At 38.1% G+C, this 16,624-nt stretch carries 14 protein-coding genes; 3 read left to right on the top strand and 11 right to left on the bottom strand.

Annotated elements, in window-relative coordinates:
* Positions 1-140: 140 nt before the first annotated feature.
* The 11 genes from MKY07_RS19570 to MKY07_RS19620 form a co-directional block, all read right to left on the bottom strand.
* On the bottom strand, positions 141-929 hold the full coding sequence (locus MKY07_RS19570; protein ID WP_008408333.1) for an MBL fold metallo-hydrolase: 789 nt from the start codon (positions 927-929) through the stop codon (positions 141-143).
* A 12-nt stretch (positions 930-941) separates the two neighbouring features.
* Positions 942-1,775 carry a two-component system regulatory protein YycI gene (gene yycI / locus MKY07_RS19575; RefSeq protein ID WP_008408335.1) on the bottom strand — a complete coding sequence of 278 codons (834 nt, stop codon included), beginning with the start codon at positions 1,773-1,775 and terminating at the stop codon, positions 942-944.
* On the bottom strand, positions 1,762-3,096 hold the full coding sequence (gene yycH, locus MKY07_RS19580; protein ID WP_339263400.1) for a two-component system activity regulator YycH: 1,335 nt from the start codon (positions 3,094-3,096) through the stop codon (positions 1,762-1,764). The genes yycI and yycH overlap by 14 nt, the downstream gene beginning before the upstream one ends.
* The gene (gene walK / locus MKY07_RS19585; protein WP_014822362.1) at positions 3,093-4,928 is read right to left on the bottom strand and encodes a cell wall metabolism sensor histidine kinase WalK; all 1,836 of its coding nucleotides are present in this window, start codon (positions 4,926-4,928) and stop codon (positions 3,093-3,095) included. The genes yycH and walK overlap by 4 nt, the downstream gene beginning before the upstream one ends.
* Positions 4,929-4,933: 5 nt before the next feature.
* On the bottom strand, positions 4,934-5,644 hold the full coding sequence (yycF, locus tag MKY07_RS19590; protein WP_008408338.1) for a response regulator YycF: 711 nt from the start codon (positions 5,642-5,644) through the stop codon (positions 4,934-4,936).
* Positions 5,645-5,883: 239 nt separating this feature from the next.
* Complete coding sequence (locus MKY07_RS19595; RefSeq protein WP_065217706.1) at positions 5,884-7,353, bottom strand: M23 family metallopeptidase; 1,470 nt, start codon at positions 7,351-7,353, stop codon at positions 5,884-5,886.
* Positions 7,354-7,650: 297 nt separating this feature from the next.
* Positions 7,651-8,937 (bottom strand): adenylosuccinate synthase, encoded by a 1,287-nt coding sequence (locus tag MKY07_RS19600; protein WP_339263403.1) that lies wholly within the window; start codon positions 8,935-8,937, stop codon positions 7,651-7,653.
* Positions 8,938-9,128: 191 nt separating this feature from the next.
* Positions 9,129-10,481 carry a replicative DNA helicase gene (gene dnaB / locus MKY07_RS19605; protein ID WP_008408341.1) on the bottom strand — a complete coding sequence of 451 codons (1,353 nt, stop codon included), beginning with the start codon at positions 10,479-10,481 and terminating at the stop codon, positions 9,129-9,131.
* Positions 10,482-10,493: 12 nt separating this feature from the next.
* Positions 10,494-10,940, bottom strand: a complete 447-nt coding sequence (gene rplI, locus MKY07_RS19610) for a 50S ribosomal protein L9 (protein WP_008408342.1) — start codon at positions 10,938-10,940, stop codon at positions 10,494-10,496.
* A complete protein-coding gene (locus tag MKY07_RS19615) occupies positions 10,937-12,913 on the bottom strand; it encodes a DHH family phosphoesterase (protein WP_008408343.1) in 1,977 nt (658 codons plus the stop codon). The genes rplI and MKY07_RS19615 overlap by 4 nt, the downstream gene beginning before the upstream one ends.
* Before the next feature lie 13 nt (positions 12,914-12,926).
* Positions 12,927-13,874, bottom strand: a complete 948-nt coding sequence (locus tag MKY07_RS19620; RefSeq protein ID WP_008408344.1) for a DUF2232 domain-containing protein — start codon at positions 13,872-13,874, stop codon at positions 12,927-12,929.
* 499 nt (positions 13,875-14,373) lie between these two features.
* Between MKY07_RS19620 and MKY07_RS19625 the strand changes: the two genes are divergently transcribed.
* The 3 genes from MKY07_RS19625 to rbsD are packed head-to-tail and all read left to right on the top strand — an operon-like array spanning position 14,374 to position 16,621.
* Entirely contained in the window at positions 14,374-15,360 is a 987-nt protein-coding gene (locus MKY07_RS19625) for a LacI family DNA-binding transcriptional regulator (protein WP_339263405.1), read from the top strand.
* On the top strand, positions 15,357-16,235 hold the full coding sequence (gene rbsK / locus MKY07_RS19630) for a ribokinase (RefSeq protein ID WP_008408346.1): 879 nt from the start codon (positions 15,357-15,359) through the stop codon (positions 16,233-16,235). The genes MKY07_RS19625 and rbsK overlap by 4 nt, the downstream gene beginning before the upstream one ends.
* Complete coding sequence (rbsD, locus tag MKY07_RS19635; protein ID WP_065217708.1) at positions 16,232-16,621, top strand: D-ribose pyranase; 390 nt, start codon at positions 16,232-16,234, stop codon at positions 16,619-16,621. Before rbsK ends, rbsD begins: the two co-directional genes overlap by 4 nt.
* The last annotated feature ends 3 nt before the right edge of the window (positions 16,622-16,624 follow it).

Consider the following 16,624-nt stretch of genomic DNA (forward strand, 5'->3'; position numbering starts at 1 on the left):
CATTTAACATTAAAATTAGATGAAAATCACATAAAACCTAATTAAAAATTATCCATAAACTAAAAAAGGTATGCTAAAAGTAGAAACTTTTAACACACCTATCTTTTACCCATATTTACTTCAATTATGCCTTGCTGAAATTAAACTGTCACAAGCTTTGTCGGCTCATTTGCATCGGTATCATGCAGATGCAGATATTCACCTGCCATAATGCCGCAAGACTGCAATGTCTGTTCTACGCTCATCCGCGCCAGATCTTTCATATTGTTGTCTTTACTTAAATGTGCCAAATAAATTTGCGTCGGTTTTTCTGCTACAACATCAGCCATTGCTACTGCAGCATCCTCATTTGAAACATGTCCTACATCCGATAATATACGGCGTTTAATACTCCAAGGATATTTGCCCATTTGAAGCATACTCACATCGTGGTTACTTTCAAATACGTAGGCATCTGCTGCTGAGATATATCCTTTCATCCGGTCACTGACATAGCCTGTATCTGTAATGACAACTAGCTTTCGCCCGTTCTCATAGAATGTATAGAACATCGGTTCAGCAGCATCGTGAGACACGGCAAATGATTGAATATCCAGCCCGCCAAATGTTTTTACTGTTTCCATATTAAAATCAAAACATAAGTCTGTCGGAATCGTTCCTACGAGCCCGTCCATCGCTGTCCATGTTTTTGCATTTGCAAAGACAGGAATATTATATTTACGTGCAATGACACCAAGCCCTTTAATATGGTCACTATGCTCATGAGTTACTAAAATACCTGATAAATTTTTCATATCACGATCTATATTAGCAAACAGTTGCTCCATTTTCTTTCCGCTTAAGCCTGCATCAATCAAAAATGAATGTTCATCATTTTCTACGTAGACTGCGTTTCCTGTACTGCCACTTGCTAAAACGCTAAATCGCATTTTTAAAACTCCCTACTCTTCCAAATCCTCTGTCTGCTCAACAATTTCGGATAAGTCATTTTGGATCTCCACAATTCGTCCTTGTACCGCATTCACAAAATGTATTTCTTCTGTGTCATCAGTCAGCTTTACCCGTACTTCCCATGTCGGTGCAAATACTTGTGTTTGCGTTAATTGAACAATTGTAGAGTAGCCTAGATTCATTTCCGTAATCTGAGAATCCGGTTTTAATAAATTCTTTCCATATAGAATCTGCAATACTTGTCTTGCAGTTAATAGATTTTGCTGTTTATCTAACTTTTCATGCTTTTCCAGCATTGTTTGCTCATAGGAAACAATGCGGTTTTCATCATCCCAATAAAGTTTTACATAACCACGCACATTATAATACAGTGTTACGTCATTCACCTTCTGGAAAAATGTCGCTTCTTTTTTCTCTTTATCGATATCCCAAAGCACATAGGAATCACCTTCATATACATTGTTGTGGACAAAGTCAGTATAGGAATCTCGGGTATCGCTTTTCTGAAGCTTTACAGGCTTGTCCATCGTCACAATCAGCTTATTGTTATTTTCTATCTTTGCGCTTTGATTCTTAAAGTATGGCACTTCAGATGGAGAGAAATTTTTAATTTGTCCGGAATAATATGCTGCACTTTCCTTATTGTTCGGAAGGGCAATATACGTTATATTATCTCCCTTCAAACGTGCTTCAATTTCCATCGTTTCCCCTAAAACATCTATTTCCTGGCCTTCGTTATAGCTCTCTAAATACTGCGTATATAAAAAGATATTCAATACTAGAAAAACCCATATAAAAATAGTTTTCGTTCTACTCCAATCCAACTTCATCACCCCCTATTTCCTCGGGTGAAAGGCGTGTCCATACATTGTTTGTTACGGCAAACCATTTTGGCTCCAATACGAGGACTAAATCCGTATCCTGCTCTGATTCTTCAAGCGTTAATTCGTACCCAACAACGATTTCCTCTGTTTCATTAAATAATTTATTATCATTGGTACGAAGCAACTCAACTATTTGTTCCCCTGATTCCAGATCCCTCTGTACCTTTTCAATATTAGTACCCATTGAATAATAAGGGCGGCGGTAACGGAAAATACGGTTTTCACCCCAAGTAGTTACGAGACGCGTTGCCGTAACATTACTGTATACAGGTAGACCCTGTACAAATAGCTGATATTCTGTAATATGCCTATCAATGTCCATAGAAGACAGGCGGTAATCCATTGTAAATCCACCATGGTCATTTATAAAATTATAACTGTCTATAAATAATCTTGTGGAAGGAATCGGTGCAATACTTTCTGCAGTCGGGTATACATAATTTATAATCCGATTTTGGCTATCAACTGTCATTAACGATGTCCCATCAGTAAACCTTTCAGATTGGGAACTTTCAATATTCCGTTGTACGATTTTTAAATCGGTGAACAGAATCTTTTTAAATAAATCAGGTTTAATCTCTTCAGTTAAATATCTGTACCTTGCTGATTGTATAGGATCTTTGGCCACATATAAAGAGCTTAGAGCATCCCGTTCAACTTCAACATATTGGCTATAATCATTTGCTGGTTCAATTACTTTCTCCATGAAATAATCTTTATCCGGCACGCTCGCATACGCTCTATATAATAATCGCTTTTCTGTGTTTAGGAAAAGCAACTGTAGCTGATCGCTATTCTCTACATTTGACCAGTCTACAATAAGACGTGTAAAGCTTACATCTGGTATTTCATTATCATTAAATGACAAGATATTTGAAAAAACGCGCAAAGGAATTTCTTCTTTAAAAAACATTGTTATACGATTATTCTTCCGCAGCATTTCGTTCATTTTACTGTCTGAAAGGTCACTGTTAATTACATCCATCTCGTAAACTTGCCATGAACGTAAGTGGCTGTATAATCCTTTCAAAGGTGTTGAAGAAACTGTCCCGTAAAATTGCTCATTTTGACGATACAACAATCTGTATGGTTTTATTACTTCCTGTAAGTCCTTCGGTTTGCCGACAAGTACTTCCTCAATCTGGGTCTCCTTTATCGTTTCATATTCCGGTTTATAATTCCAAATAAGAAGTGTGAACACAATGCTGAGTAAAACGAGGAATGCTAATAAAAGAGATTTTATCTGTTCAACATATTTCATTCCCAATCCCCCGCTTCATCCAATTCATATGGCAATGTGAAGAATATCGTAGTGCCCTGGCCTTCCTCACTTTCTGCCCAAATTTTCCCGCCGTGTGCTTCAATCATTTCACGAGCAATTGCAAGACCTAAACCTGTTCCACCCATCGACCTTGCTCTTGCTCGGTCTACACGATAGAAGCGATCGAAAATTCGCGTCACATTTTCTTTCGGAATTCCCATACCATCATCTGAAATCATAACGCGAATCATATTATCATGAACGGTAAAACCAAAACGAATATTGCCGCCATCCGGAGAATATTTCAATGCATTTGAAATAATATTATCGATCACCTGTGTAAGCTTATCGGTATCAATATCAACAAAATAGCTCTTTTCTGGAAGCAATCGGATAAATTCTACATTCTGTGACTTCGACATTTCAAAACGGTCAATAATTTGCGTGAAAAACTTGTTAAATTCAACAAACTCCAGATTCAGTTCATATTCCTGGCTGTCCATTTTTGATAATTGTAGCAAATCATTTACAAGGCGGATCATACGCTCTGTTTCAGTTTGCGTGACGTTTAAAAATGTCGGCGCTATATTTTCATCTTTCCATGCACCTTCTGCAAGTGCTTCTAAATAACTCCGCATCGTCGTTAACGGCGTACGCAATTCATGGGAAACATTCGCAACAAATTCACGACGCTCCATATCAATTTTTTCCTGTTCGGTAATATCATGCAATACCGTAATCAGACCATTTACAAAACCTGTTTCCTTTTGAATTACAGAAAAGTTTGCACGTAACACATACGGTGCATCATTCATACTAAAATCAAGATTCACAGGATCTTTCATATGAATCAAGTCTTCAAAACTATACTCCTGGTCTAAGCGTAATACCGATGCAATCGGGCGGTTTAACGTTGTTTCACGTGAATCATGAAGCAATTCCAATGCCGGATCATTAATCAATATAATTTTCCCTTTGCGGTCTGTGGCTATTACACCATCTGTCATGTTACTAAGTACACTTGCCAGTTTTCGGCGTTCAGCCTCTGTCGTGGATTGTGCTTCCTGCAGACGATTGGTTAAATGATTGAAGGCAATGGCTAACTGACCTATTTCATCTGTTCCGTATACACGCACTTTCCTTGCATAATTTCCTTTTGACATTGCCTGAGCCTGTTTTCGCATATCGGAAATAGGGCGAGTAATAGTTCGCGCAACTAAAATTCCTAATATAATGGTAATAGCAAGCGATACTGCAATACCTGCCGCAAAAATCCGGTTAATTTCATTTAGTTGCTCGTATACCTTTTCAATATTCGATTGAACGTAAATGACGCCTTTCAAATCCTCTTTAGATCCCACATTATCCATAATAGGAACAGCTAATATCCATATGCGCTGTCCTGTATCCCGATCCAATGAAATCTTATCCAACAGTGTTTCGGAAGACGCGGCCTGTTGTATAATTTCCTCATTTATACGCTGACCAACAATTGCCTGGTCATCTTCGGAAGTAGCCAATATACGGTCGTGACGGTCCACTACATTGATTTTGTTAATATCTTCTGTAGAAAACCCCTGCAAAATCGGTTTTAAACTATCCTCTAATGAAGGCGGGGTATTTTCATCGCGTATCTTTAACATTTCTTCACGTACACTATAATGCACAAGCTCTATTCTTTGGCGAATCGAATCTTGGAAATTCGTTTTTAAATTCGTCTCCAGCTGCTTTGAGAAATAAATACCTATAATTTGAAGAGCAATAATAATTAATAGGACATAAATCAATACAAGCTTTACATGGATGGACTTAAAAAAGCTCACTTTTTGCATGTATTTTACTCCTGTTCAGGGTTTCGTAAGTAATAGCCTACTCCTCGTCTCGTAACAATCCATAAAGGGTGACTTGGATTATCTTCAATTTTTTCACGTAAACGGCGGATTGTTACATCCACTGTTCGTACATCACCGAAATAATCATAACCCCATACTGTTTGCAGCAAATGCTCACGCGTCATTACTTGACCAATATGTTTTGCTAAATAATGCAGTAATTCAAATTCGCGGTGTGTTAATTCAATTGACTCGTCACGCTTTAATACTAAATAGGCATCTGGCTGAATTGTTAAAGAGCCTACTACAATATCATTCGTTTCCGCCTGTGCTTCTTCTATTTGAGCAGGCACATTTAATCTGCGCATATTCGCTTTTACACGGGCGATTAGTTCACGTGTACTGAACGGCTTTGTTACATAATCGTCAGCACCCATTTCCAGTCCTAGCACTTTATCGATTTCCGACCCTTTTGCCGTTAGCATAATAATTGGGAAATCATATTTTTTGCGCACTTCACGACATACTTCCATGCCGTCACGTTTAGGTAACATAATATCCAGCAACATTAAATCCGGCTGTTCCTCTTCTACTCTTTGAAGCGCTTCGTCCCCATCGTATGCACAAATGACGCGATAACCTTCTTTTATTAAATTAAACTGCAAAATATCTGCAATCGGTTTTTCATCGTCTACAACTAATATCGTTTTATCCATCATCTAATTCCTCTTTTCTCATAAATTCTCTATATAATTATGAAAGGTTATCTTTTATTTTTACTATAACTACTCTATCATGCTTTGCAATTTGGTGCATTATACAGCTATATTGCTATGATTATTTTCCGGGAAATATTCCACCCATATAAGAATTTTTTTTGAATTTTACCCATTAAATTAATTAATGACCGTATTATAGAAAAAGCAGCCCAAAATTCCGCTTGGACTGCTAAAAATTAATTTAAATATGATAACGGGTTTACTTCTGTACCGTTCTTATGAATTTCGAAATGTAAATGTGTACCTGTTGAACGTCCTGTTGAACCCATTTGCCCTAAAGCGGAACCTTGTTCAACTACTTGTCCAACTTCTACGTCAATACGAGATAAATGAGCATATAACGATTCAAAACCGTTTTTATGGTTAACCACAACATAATTTCCGTATGTTGAATGCTTACCTGCAGTTTTAACAACACCGTTATCCGATGCTTTTATCGTATAGTTTGATGGTCGGGCAATATCGATTCCGTAGTGGTAACGTCCCCAACGCTCTCCCATATTACTTGATATATAGCCACCAACTGCAGGCCAAGCAAAGGTACCTGTACCAACAGAAGGGATTACTTTAGTTCCGACAACAACAACACGATCTTCAGGCTCGGCTACTACATTTGCCTCTGATTGTATTCTTTCCGTTCGGACACCATTCTCTTCAGTAATTAAGTAGGAAACTTCCTTTTTGCCCTTTTCGCCTTCCTGCTTAACTACTTTTTTGCCTTTAAGCATTGTTTCATCTTCTTTAACGATTTTCGCAAAGTCGATTCCCTCTACTTTTTTCTTTTCATAAACTGCCTTTACCGTAACAAACGGTTTTTGTACTGTTACGTTAACTTGTTCACCTATACGCAGGACAGTGTCTGCTTTAAGTGTGGGATTGATTTTTAATAAGTCAGCAGTTGTTAAATTGTGAGCTTTTGCAATCGAACCTAACACATCTCCTGCTTTTACCGTATATACTTTTTGCTCTAATGCACCTGTTTGTAAAAGCTGTACCGCTTGTTTGGCTGAGACAATCTCCGCCGGCTCGGCTAACACTTCATCTCCTGTAATCGGAGCTGATAATGTAAGATCAACCAGGCGTGTTTCATCATCCTTCAATTCGGGTATAGAATCTTTAGTAGCATTATTTTGTAATTCTTTTAAATCGTTTTGTGACACAAACTGAAGCTTTAATCCGTCAATTACAGCTTCGAACTCTTCTCTATCCTTCACTGATGCAACGACTGTTTCCCCTACTTTTAGGGAATGGGCTTTTGCCTGAACAGTTATTGCTTCCTGAAGGTTTTTTAATGTCTGCTCTTCATTAGCTTCGACTGTAAATACTTGCTCTGGGATGATTGAGATATCGGCGCCAGCGTCAATTGTTAAATCTTCATATTGTTCGCTTGCCTCTTGCTCTTTTTGCTCGACAATCTCATTTACTGTTGCTTCATCTGCAACAGAACCTACGTATGTATCAGCTACATAAACGTGGAAAACTTTAGCGAATTTTTCTTTATCTGTTTCATTCGCGAAACCTATATTGAATGTCACTGTAGAAACAAGTAATGCAAATAATGTTGCCATTTTAAGTTTTCTATTATGACGATTCATTAGACTTAGATTACGTTTTTTTAAGTCTAACTTGTTTCCTTTTGAACTCATGATAAAGCTCCTTTCGACTAGATCTACTGTTCTATAAAAAAATGTTTGTATATTCTTTTAATAACTCGCAATGGTCAAAAAACACACTTCGCTAATGTATCATATTTCACATTTCAAATGAACCGCTCCAGTCTTTTTGTAATGTAAATGTATTATTATCTAAAAATTTGTTACATTTTTATTAGTTAAAATAGTATATTCACCCTCTTAGTATCCTCTTTTTCATTTTATTAGAAATAATAAAAAAGTGTATTAAAAGCCTGTTAGACCTTTAATACACTTTTATATTCAAACCGGTTATTTCCAGATTTCACTTACGATATTCGTTTGCTCACGTGAAGGGCCTACTGAGAATGTCATTAATGAAATACCTGTAAGCTCTACAATGCGGTGTATATAATTTTTCGCATTATCAGGCAACTCATCAAATGTCCGAACATTCGTCACATCTTCTGACCAACCTGGCAGTTCTTCATAAACAGGTTTACACTGTTTAATAATTTCCAGGTTCGCCGGGTATTCAGTAATTTGTTCTCCGTTATATTCATACGCTGTACAAATTTTGACCGTTTTAAGACCTGATAATACATCAATAGAATTTAATGCTAAATCCGTAATTCCCGAAACCCGGCGTGAATGGCGAACAACGACCGAGTCAAACCAACCAACACGACGTGGGCGGCCAGTTGTTGTACCATATTCACGCCCTACTTCCCGAATTTGCTGACCAATTTCATCATGAAGTTCAGAAGGAAATGGACCATCTCCAACACGAGATGTATATGCTTTACAAACGCCAACGACGCGTTCTACTGCTGTTGGACCAACTCCAGATCCAATTGCTATCCCGCCTGCCACTGGATTTGAAGAAGTTACATATGGATAAGTACCTTGATCGACATCAAGCATAATCCCTTGGGCCCCTTCAAACAGCACTTTACCGCCTTCTTCAATAACATCATTCAGCACTTTCGATGTATCCGTTACATATTGGGCAATTTCCTGACCATAAGCAAAGTATTCCTCGAAGATATCATCAAATTGTAATCCTTCTACTTCATAAAACTTTGTAAATAAGCGATTTTTTAATGTTAAATTTGCGCGTAATTTCTTTTCAAATGTTTCTTTATCTAATAGGTCTGCTACACGAATCCCGATCCGGGCAACTTTATCTTGGTAGCATGGACCAATTCCTTTTGCTGTTGTGCCTATTTTTTCATCACCACGTGCCTGTTCCTCTGCAATATCCTGATAAATGTGATACGGCAAAATTACATGTGCACGATTGGAAATTCTTAAATTCGATGTATCAATTCCTCTAGCTTGCAGTCCTTTTAATTCCGTTACTATTGATTTCGGATTAAGAACAACACCATTTCCTATAACCGAAAGCTTCTCCGGATAAAAAATTCCTGAAGGGATTAAATGCAATTTATATGTTTCTTCACCAATCTTTATTGTGTGACCCGCGTTATCCCCACCAGCATAACGTGCGATTGCATCTGCTCTTTTTGAAAGGAAATCCGTAATTTTACCTTTTCCTTCGTCTCCCCATTGCGTACCTACTACAACTACAGCTGTCATCTATGTGCACCTCCGACGAATGATTCACCTAATGAAAATTATATATTAAGTATTTCATTCTTTTTCATAAGAATTTACCTTTTAATTCCTTAATGATGAAACATGAACATTTTAACAATTCCAAATCCTAAATGTCAACAAAAAACACGAACGTACACATTCAACTAATGTGAAACGTTCGTGTTTAAGGTTTATTCCTCTCGTGGAGGTGGGGTAAATTCTAGATTTAAGAACTTATTGTACTCTTTACGGAATGCCAAGCTTACCGTGCCTGTTGGACCGTTACGTTGTTTTGCAATAATGATTTCGATAATATCCTTACTTTCCGATTCTTTATCGTAGTAATCATCACGGTATAAGAAGGCTACGATATCGGCATCTTGCTCAATCGAACCAGATTCACGCAAGTCACTCATCATCGGTCGTTTATCTTGACGTTGCTCTACACCACGCGACAGCTGTGATAGGGCAATTATAGGTACCTTTAGTTCACGCGCTAAACCTTTTAAGGAACGGGAAATTTCCGATACTTCCTGCTGACGGTTCTCTCCTGGTTTACCGCTACCTAAAATAAGCTGCAAGTAATCGATCATAATCATTCCTAAACCGTTTTCCTTAGCTAATCGTCGGCATTTGGCACGTATATCTGTCATGCGCACACCCGGAGAGTCATCGATGTAAATACCGGAATTTGATAAACTTCCCATAGCCATTGTCAGCTTGCTCCAGTCCTCTGTTTCTAAAGCGCCTGTACGCAAGCGTTGTGCATCGATATTACCTTCTGCACATAACATACGCATGACAAGCTGGTCTGCTCCCATTTCAAGAGAGAAAATCGCTACATTTTCACGGGCCTTTACAGCAACACTTTGGGCAACGTTTAAGGCAAAGGCTGTTTTACCAACCGATGGACGGGCTGCCACAATAATTAAATCGTTGCGTTGGAAACCGGCCGTCATCTTGTCCAAATCACGGAAACCGGTAGGAATACCTGTCACATCCCCCTCACGTGACTGGAGCTGTTCAATATTATCAAATGTTTGAACGAGTACATCTTTTACGTGCTTAAAATCGCCCGCATTTTTACGGTTCGAAACTTCAAGCATTTTCTTTTCAGCTTCTGCTAAAAGAATTTCTACCTCATCTTCGCGCGTATATCCATCATCTGCAATTTTAGATGCAACGCGAATAAGGCGACGTAAAATCGCCTTTTCCTCTACTATCTTTGCGTAATGTGCAATATTGGCAGCCGTCGGAACAGCACTCGCCAATTCCGTAATATAGCTTAATCCGCCGATATCCTCGAGCTCTTTTTTTGCTGATAATTCTTCCGTTACAGTGACAAGATCAATTGCTTTTCCCTGATCGCTCAAGTTCAGCATCGTTTGGAAAATCTTTTGATGGGCAATATGATAAAAATCATCTGCTATAACAATTTCGGATGCTGTTATTAGAGCTTGTGGTTCAAGGAAAACGGCTCCAATGACCGATTGTTCCGCTTCACTATTATGTGGAGGAACACGGTCCATCATGGATTCGTTCATTGTTGTCGCTCCTTACTCTTCAATTACATGTACCTTTAAAGTAGCCTTTACATCTTGATGTAACTTCACTGGTACATTGGCAAATCCTAATGAACGAAGTCCTTCATTACAATCCATTTTACGTTTGTCTACTTTAAAACCATGTTTCTTTTGTAGTGCATCTGCAATTTGCTTTGTAGATACCGAACCAAATAGGCGACCACCTTCACCTGATTTCGCTTTTACTTCTACTGTGATTGCTTCTAATTGCTCTTTTAAATCTTTCGCTGCCTGCAACTCTGCTGCCGCATTTTTTTCTTCTAATCGCTTTTGACCTTGCAGTTCGCTAATTGCTTGGTTATTAGCTTCTTTTGCATAACCGTTTTTAATTAAAAAGTTGCGTGCATAACCTTCTGCTACTTCTTTAATTTCACCTTTTTTGCCTTTACCTTTTACGTCTTTTAAAAATACTACTTTCATGATTCTTTACTCCCTTCAATTACTTCATTAATTGCTTCATATAAATACTTTTTCACTTCGTCAATGGATTGTGCTTCCATTTGGGTAGCGGCATTTGTTAAATGACCTCCACCGCCAAGCCTTTCCATGACAAGCTGGACATTTACTTCTCCTAATGAACGTGCACTAATACCAATTAATCCATCATTGCGATGAGCAATGACAAACGAGGCACCGACATCCTTCATTGTAAGTAAAATATCTGCCGTTTGTGCGATTAGTACGGAATCGTATATTTTTGAATCTTCACCATTTGCAATCGCAATTCCTGCAAACGGAAATTCAACAGTTTGAATAATTTTTGAACGGGCGACATATGTTTCTACATCTTCTTTTAACAGACGTTGAATCAGCACGGTATCAGCACCAAATGTTCGTAAATACGAAGCGGCTTCAAATGTACGCGCCCCTGTTCTTAATGTAAAGCTTTTTGTATCGACTATAATACCAGACAATAATGCTGTTGCTTCAAGCGGCAATAACTTTTCATTTTGAGGCTGGTATTCTAGCAGCTCCGTAACGAGTTCTGCTGTAGATGATGCATATGGCTCCATATATACTAACGTCGGATTATTGATGAATTCTTCTCCGCGACGGTGATGATCGATGACAACAACCTTATCTGTTCTGCTTAATATTCGGCTATCAATTACCATGCTCGGCTTATGTGTATCGACAATGACTACAAGTGATTTTGGAGTTATTTTAGATAAAGCTTCGTCCGGTGTAATAAAGCGATCGTAAAAATCGGTTTTTTGCTCCAACTCGGTCATTAAGCGGTCTACACTTCCTCGAACTTCATCAAAATTGACTACGACAAAGCCTTCAATCCCGTTCATCGCAACCATTTTGCGTACACCGACAGAGGCTCCTATCGAGTCCATATCCGGGCTTTTATGACCCATCACGAAAACACGGTCACTATCTTGTATTAAATCACTTAGCGCATGTGATATTACACGTGCACGTACTCTTGTGCGCTTTTCAACAGGGTTTGTTTTGCCCCCATAAAAGCGAATCTTACCATTGGACTGCTTAATGGCAACTTGGTCACCACCACGACCTAGAACTAGATCAAGTCCCGACTGTGCTAATTGCCCAAGCTCTACAAGTGATTGGGAACCTGCTCCAATTCCGATACTTAATGTTAATGATAAATTTTTCTGCATCAACGTTCGTTCCCGGATGACGTCTAAAATTGAAAATCGCTTCTGCTCAAGCTCCGATAAAATCGATTCATTTAACACAGCCATGTAACGGTCCGATGCAATTCTTTTAACAAAAATATCATAATGTGCTGCCCATTCATTAATAATCGATGTCATCATCGTGTTGGTGACGCTTCGTGCCTGGTCATCCATGCCCGAAGTAAGCTCATCATAATTATCGATAAATAAAATTGCAAGTACTGTACGGTCCGCCATATATTGCTTTTCAATCTGTACTTGTTTTGTAATATCAAAGAAGTAAAAAAGTTTCTCTTCTTCTTTGTAATAAATATGATATTTGCGATCATTAATAGCAATGACCGTTTCATTTTTTTGTTCCTGATTAACAAGTATAGGCAGCTCTTCTGATATCATTTCCAGTTCATATCCGACTAGCGATTCTTGCTGTAGGACGCGAAGCATAAACGGATTCGCCCATTCCACCGTCATTTCATCATTCATTAAAAGGATTCCGAATGGCATTTCCAGAAATGCCTCTTTTCCAACATCCTCCATCCGGTAAGAAAGTGTTTGAATATGCTTTTCAGTTTCTACATATGTTAATAATTCAACTTTTACCGTGTAGTAAGCTGCTACTGCATAAATAGCTATAAAGGCTATTCCCACCCATACATTCCACATCATAATAAGGATAGCTGCTACTGCACCAAGTAAAAATAATACTAATAGTGGATATCGAATTGGTCTTTTACGAAAAATCCCCATTCCCATCAGCTCCTCATTTCTGACTCTTTTCTTGAATGTAATTACGTGCATTAAAGCCTAAATCAACAATACCTACTAAAATGACAAACGAATAGAGAGGTATTGCCAAAATTGTACTTAAAACTTTTATAAACTTCGGATAGCCAAAAGCATCAATGACAAAATGAATAAATGAGATACCTTGTATTGTTAATAATACCCATAATACCATCGAAATATTTAGGATGATAATAGCCAATGACGAATCCGCCTCTGGACGAACGAATAAATTCACCGATAAAACGATTAAATAATACCATAATACCGCTCGGGGTAAACGTAATTCACTAAACTTCGCAAATTTTGGAACGTCTACTTTTAAACGCTTTAAAATCGGTAAATTAACGGTAATAATAATAAATGCCAAAAATAACATGGCAAATGTAATGGAAGCCGGAATTGTCATTTCCAACGTATCTAACATAGTATTCGCCAGATCCATTGTTTCTTTGGGCACAGGTTGTCCAGTCAGTTTTTCGGTCATTTTAATTGACTCCATATAGCTCGTCTTCATGAGCGCAATAGAATCTCGAATAAAATCTACTTCAAACAAACGCAATGAAATTAAATACTGAATTGCAAATGTGAACAGCAGGACGATACTCGTTGAGATAAACATAAATACTTTACTTTTTTTATGATAAATAGCATCCCCTATCGCTACACCTGCTGCTGCAAAGATTAATGAAGCGGGTAGTAAAAGCAGTCCACCTATAAAAAAGGTAATAAATACAGCAATCACTGCGACTAAAAGCGATGACTTTCGATTATAGTTTGCGCTATACCAAATCATCGGTAATGGAGCAATAATCGCCGCGATGATATTCGCCAATGGAATATAAAATACGATTGCCATCAGCACAGTGAACAGCGCAATCATCATCGCACCATGTGCCAACTTTCTTGTTTGATTATTTTGCATGGAGAACCTTCCTTATCTGTTGTTCGTAAGACTTTATAATGCAACGATTATTTAAACCTAGTTATTACATTTGGTCGGCTTTTTGACCAGTCTACTTTCAACTTTTCTCACGTTTCTATTGTACCATTTTTGCATGCCCAAACAAAATAACCGTCATGACAAGAAGAATGATTAAACGTATAGATGATGATATCCCCTTTGACTTCTCCTCTACTTACCAAATCTGTATCCCTCCAAAACTGTGCGAGAGCATGTAAATACTGGAATACCACCAATTAATAGGATTGAAATCTATAGGTTAAAATGCAAAAGAAACCAATAGTATGTCATTATAATTTTTTTAGTATAACTTAATATGGAGTAATTTTCGTTTGAATAACTAGATTCTACGTATAAAAAGCCTTTTTTCTGTTCTTTATGTCATCTATTTCGTTGACAATTTGTATTGTATAGCATATATTATGTAACCGGTAACACATTTTGTTTAGGGGGCGGATAAATGGTTAACATTAAAGATGTAGCAAAGGCTGCAAATCTTTCTGTAGCAACAGTATCACGCTACTTAAACCAAAATGGTTATGTCAGTAAAAATTCATCAGAACGTATTGAACAGGCAATTCGTGAGCTGGATTATAAACCAAGCAGCGTTGCACGTTCATTAAGTAAAAAACAATCCAATATTATTGGCCTTATAGTTCCTGATATAAAAAATCCGTATTTTCCAGAATTGGCGCGTGCTGTGGAAGACATGGCATGGTCTTATGGCTATACAGTTGTTCTTTGTAATTCAGACGACCAAATGGAAAAGGAATTGTTATATTTAGAGCGCTTATCACAAACTTATGTTGCCGGCTTAATTGTGGCAACAAGCTTATTAGATCCCTCTGTATATCTATCCATCAATACACCAATTGTTGCCCTTGACCGAATAATCGATGCAACTGTCCCGACCGTGACAACCGATAACCAAAAAGGAGCAAGGCTTGGGGGTGAGTACTTACTCACAAATGGTGCGAGAAATTTATTATGTATAGGTGGTCCACACGGTTTAAAAACGGCGGATGACCGTCTTACAGGGTTTCTAGAAGCAACGGATAAACATGGATTAGCTCCAATAGTTATAACATCGTCATTTGATTTTAAAGTTGCTGCTAAAGCGATTGAACAGTGTTTAGCAATAAATCCGCAGATTGATGGTATTTTTGCAAGCAGCGATACATTAGCCATTGCTGCACTTCACATTGCACATAAGCTTGGCAAGCGCGTACCAGAAGAACTTCAAATTGTTGGCTTTGATGGTATTGCGCTCGGTGAGATGGTATCACCGCCTTTAACAACGGTCGGTCAGGATTTATACAAGATGGGTACTGCAGCCGCAACAATGTTAATCGAACAGATTGAAGGCAAAGAAATAAAACAAACGGTATTAAATATAGATCCGCAATTAATTGTGCGAGGGACGACAAGAAAGGAAGCTGCAAAATGATAACGGTAATTGGAAGTATCAATATGGACTTAGTCGTTCAAATGGATGTATTCCCTAAAAAAGGGGAAACCGTTTTAGGGAGCTTATTTACAACGGTTCCAGGCGGAAAAGGTGCGAATCAGGCAGTAGCAGCTGCACGTTTAGGCAGCCAAGTAAAAATGTTAGGCGCTGTCGGCTCGGATAGCTTCGGTACGGAACTCCGTGCGAATCTGAATGAAGAAAATATAGATACGAGCTTAGTTATGAATACAAGTGGTGCTACAGGCATTGCAAATATTTTACTCCACGAATCGGACAACCGTATTGTCGTTGTACCAGGCGCCAACTCTAAAGTATCTCCAGAAGTGATTGCTTCTGCAAAAACTGTTATTGAAAATAGTCAGTTAGTTGTAATGCAGCTTGAAATTCCAGTAGAAACAATAAAGTATAGTCTGAATTTATGTAAAGAGCTTCAAGTACCAGTACTATTTAATCCCGCTCCAGCAGCAAACTTCGACATTGAATGGATGCCGTATATTAAGTACTTAACACCGAACGAAACTGAATGTGCCCTACTATTTGGAGATGATGTTGAAGCAGCATTGGAAAAATATCCGAATCAGTTAATTGTGACATTAGGTGAAGATGGTGCACGCTACTTTGATGGGACAAAACATGTACATGTAAAAGGGTTCAACACAACAGCTGTCGATACGACAGGTGCCGGTGATACATTTAACGGTGCCTTTGCACATGCTATTACAAACGGTCAATCGATTGAAGAAGCAGTATTTTTTGCGAATATAGCAGCGTCATTGTCCGTTGAAAAATTTGGAGCCCAAGGTGGGATGCCAAAATTAGAAGATGTAATTGTTCGAAAGGAAGGCGCAAAATGAAAAAACAAGGCATTTTAAACCGGGAATTAGCCGGTATATTTGCACGTTTAGGTCATACTGACAAAATTGTTATTGCCGATTGCGGCTTACCAATTCCGGACGGTGTTACATGTATCGATTTAGCATACAAACTGGGAGAACCAGGATTTAACGCGATTTTAGAAGTTGTTCTAGAAGATTTAAAAGTAGAACATAGTTACTTAGCCGAAGAAATAAAAACTGCTAACGAAACTATTCATTCTTCTATATTGCAAAAAGTGGAACCGGTTACATATATATCCCATGAACAATTCAAGAAGATGTCGAGCGATGCAAAGGTCATTATTCGTACAGGTGAAATAACACCATACGCCAATATCATGCTACAAAGCGGCGTAATTTTTTAAGGT

The sequence above is a fragment of the Solibacillus sp. FSL W7-1472 genome, from assembly GCF_037969775.1.
GTDB classification, from domain to species: domain Bacteria; phylum Bacillota; class Bacilli; order Bacillales_A; family Planococcaceae; genus Solibacillus; species Solibacillus silvestris.

Bases quoted from the DNA above. Each gene is read 5' to 3' on its own strand.
- walK (WP_014822362.1), bottom strand. From the start codon at position 4,928: ATGCAAAAAGTGAGCTTTTTTAAGTCCATCCATGTAAAGCTTGTATTG.
- MKY07_RS19570 (WP_008408333.1), bottom strand. From the start codon at position 929: ATGCGATTTAGCGTTTTAGCAAGTGGCAGTACAGGAAACGCAGTCTAC.
- MKY07_RS19600 (WP_339263403.1), bottom strand. From the start codon at position 8,937: ATGACAGCTGTAGTTGTAGTAGGTACGCAATGGGGAGACGAAGGAAAA.
- MKY07_RS19595 (WP_065217706.1), bottom strand. From the start codon at position 7,353: ATGAGTTCAAAAGGAAACAAGTTAGACTTAAAAAAACGTAATCTAAGT.
- MKY07_RS19625 (WP_339263405.1), top strand. From the start codon at position 14,374: ATGGTTAACATTAAAGATGTAGCAAAGGCTGCAAATCTTTCTGTAGCA.
- rplI (WP_008408342.1), bottom strand. From the start codon at position 10,940: ATGAAAGTAGTATTTTTAAAAGACGTAAAAGGTAAAGGCAAAAAAGGT.
- yycF (WP_008408338.1), bottom strand. From the start codon at position 5,644: ATGGATAAAACGATATTAGTTGTAGACGATGAAAAACCGATTGCAGAT.
- MKY07_RS19620 (WP_008408344.1), bottom strand. From the start codon at position 13,874: ATGCAAAATAATCAAACAAGAAAGTTGGCACATGGTGCGATGATGATT.
- dnaB (WP_008408341.1), bottom strand. From the start codon at position 10,481: ATGAACGAATCCATGATGGACCGTGTTCCTCCACATAATAGTGAAGCG.
- yycH (WP_339263400.1), bottom strand. From the start codon at position 3,096: ATGAAATATGTTGAACAGATAAAATCTCTTTTATTAGCATTCCTCGTT.
- rbsD (WP_065217708.1), top strand. From the start codon at position 16,232: ATGAAAAAACAAGGCATTTTAAACCGGGAATTAGCCGGTATATTTGCA.
- rbsK (WP_008408346.1), top strand. From the start codon at position 15,357: ATGATAACGGTAATTGGAAGTATCAATATGGACTTAGTCGTTCAAATG.
- MKY07_RS19615 (WP_008408343.1), bottom strand. From the start codon at position 12,913: ATGGGGATTTTTCGTAAAAGACCAATTCGATATCCACTATTAGTATTA.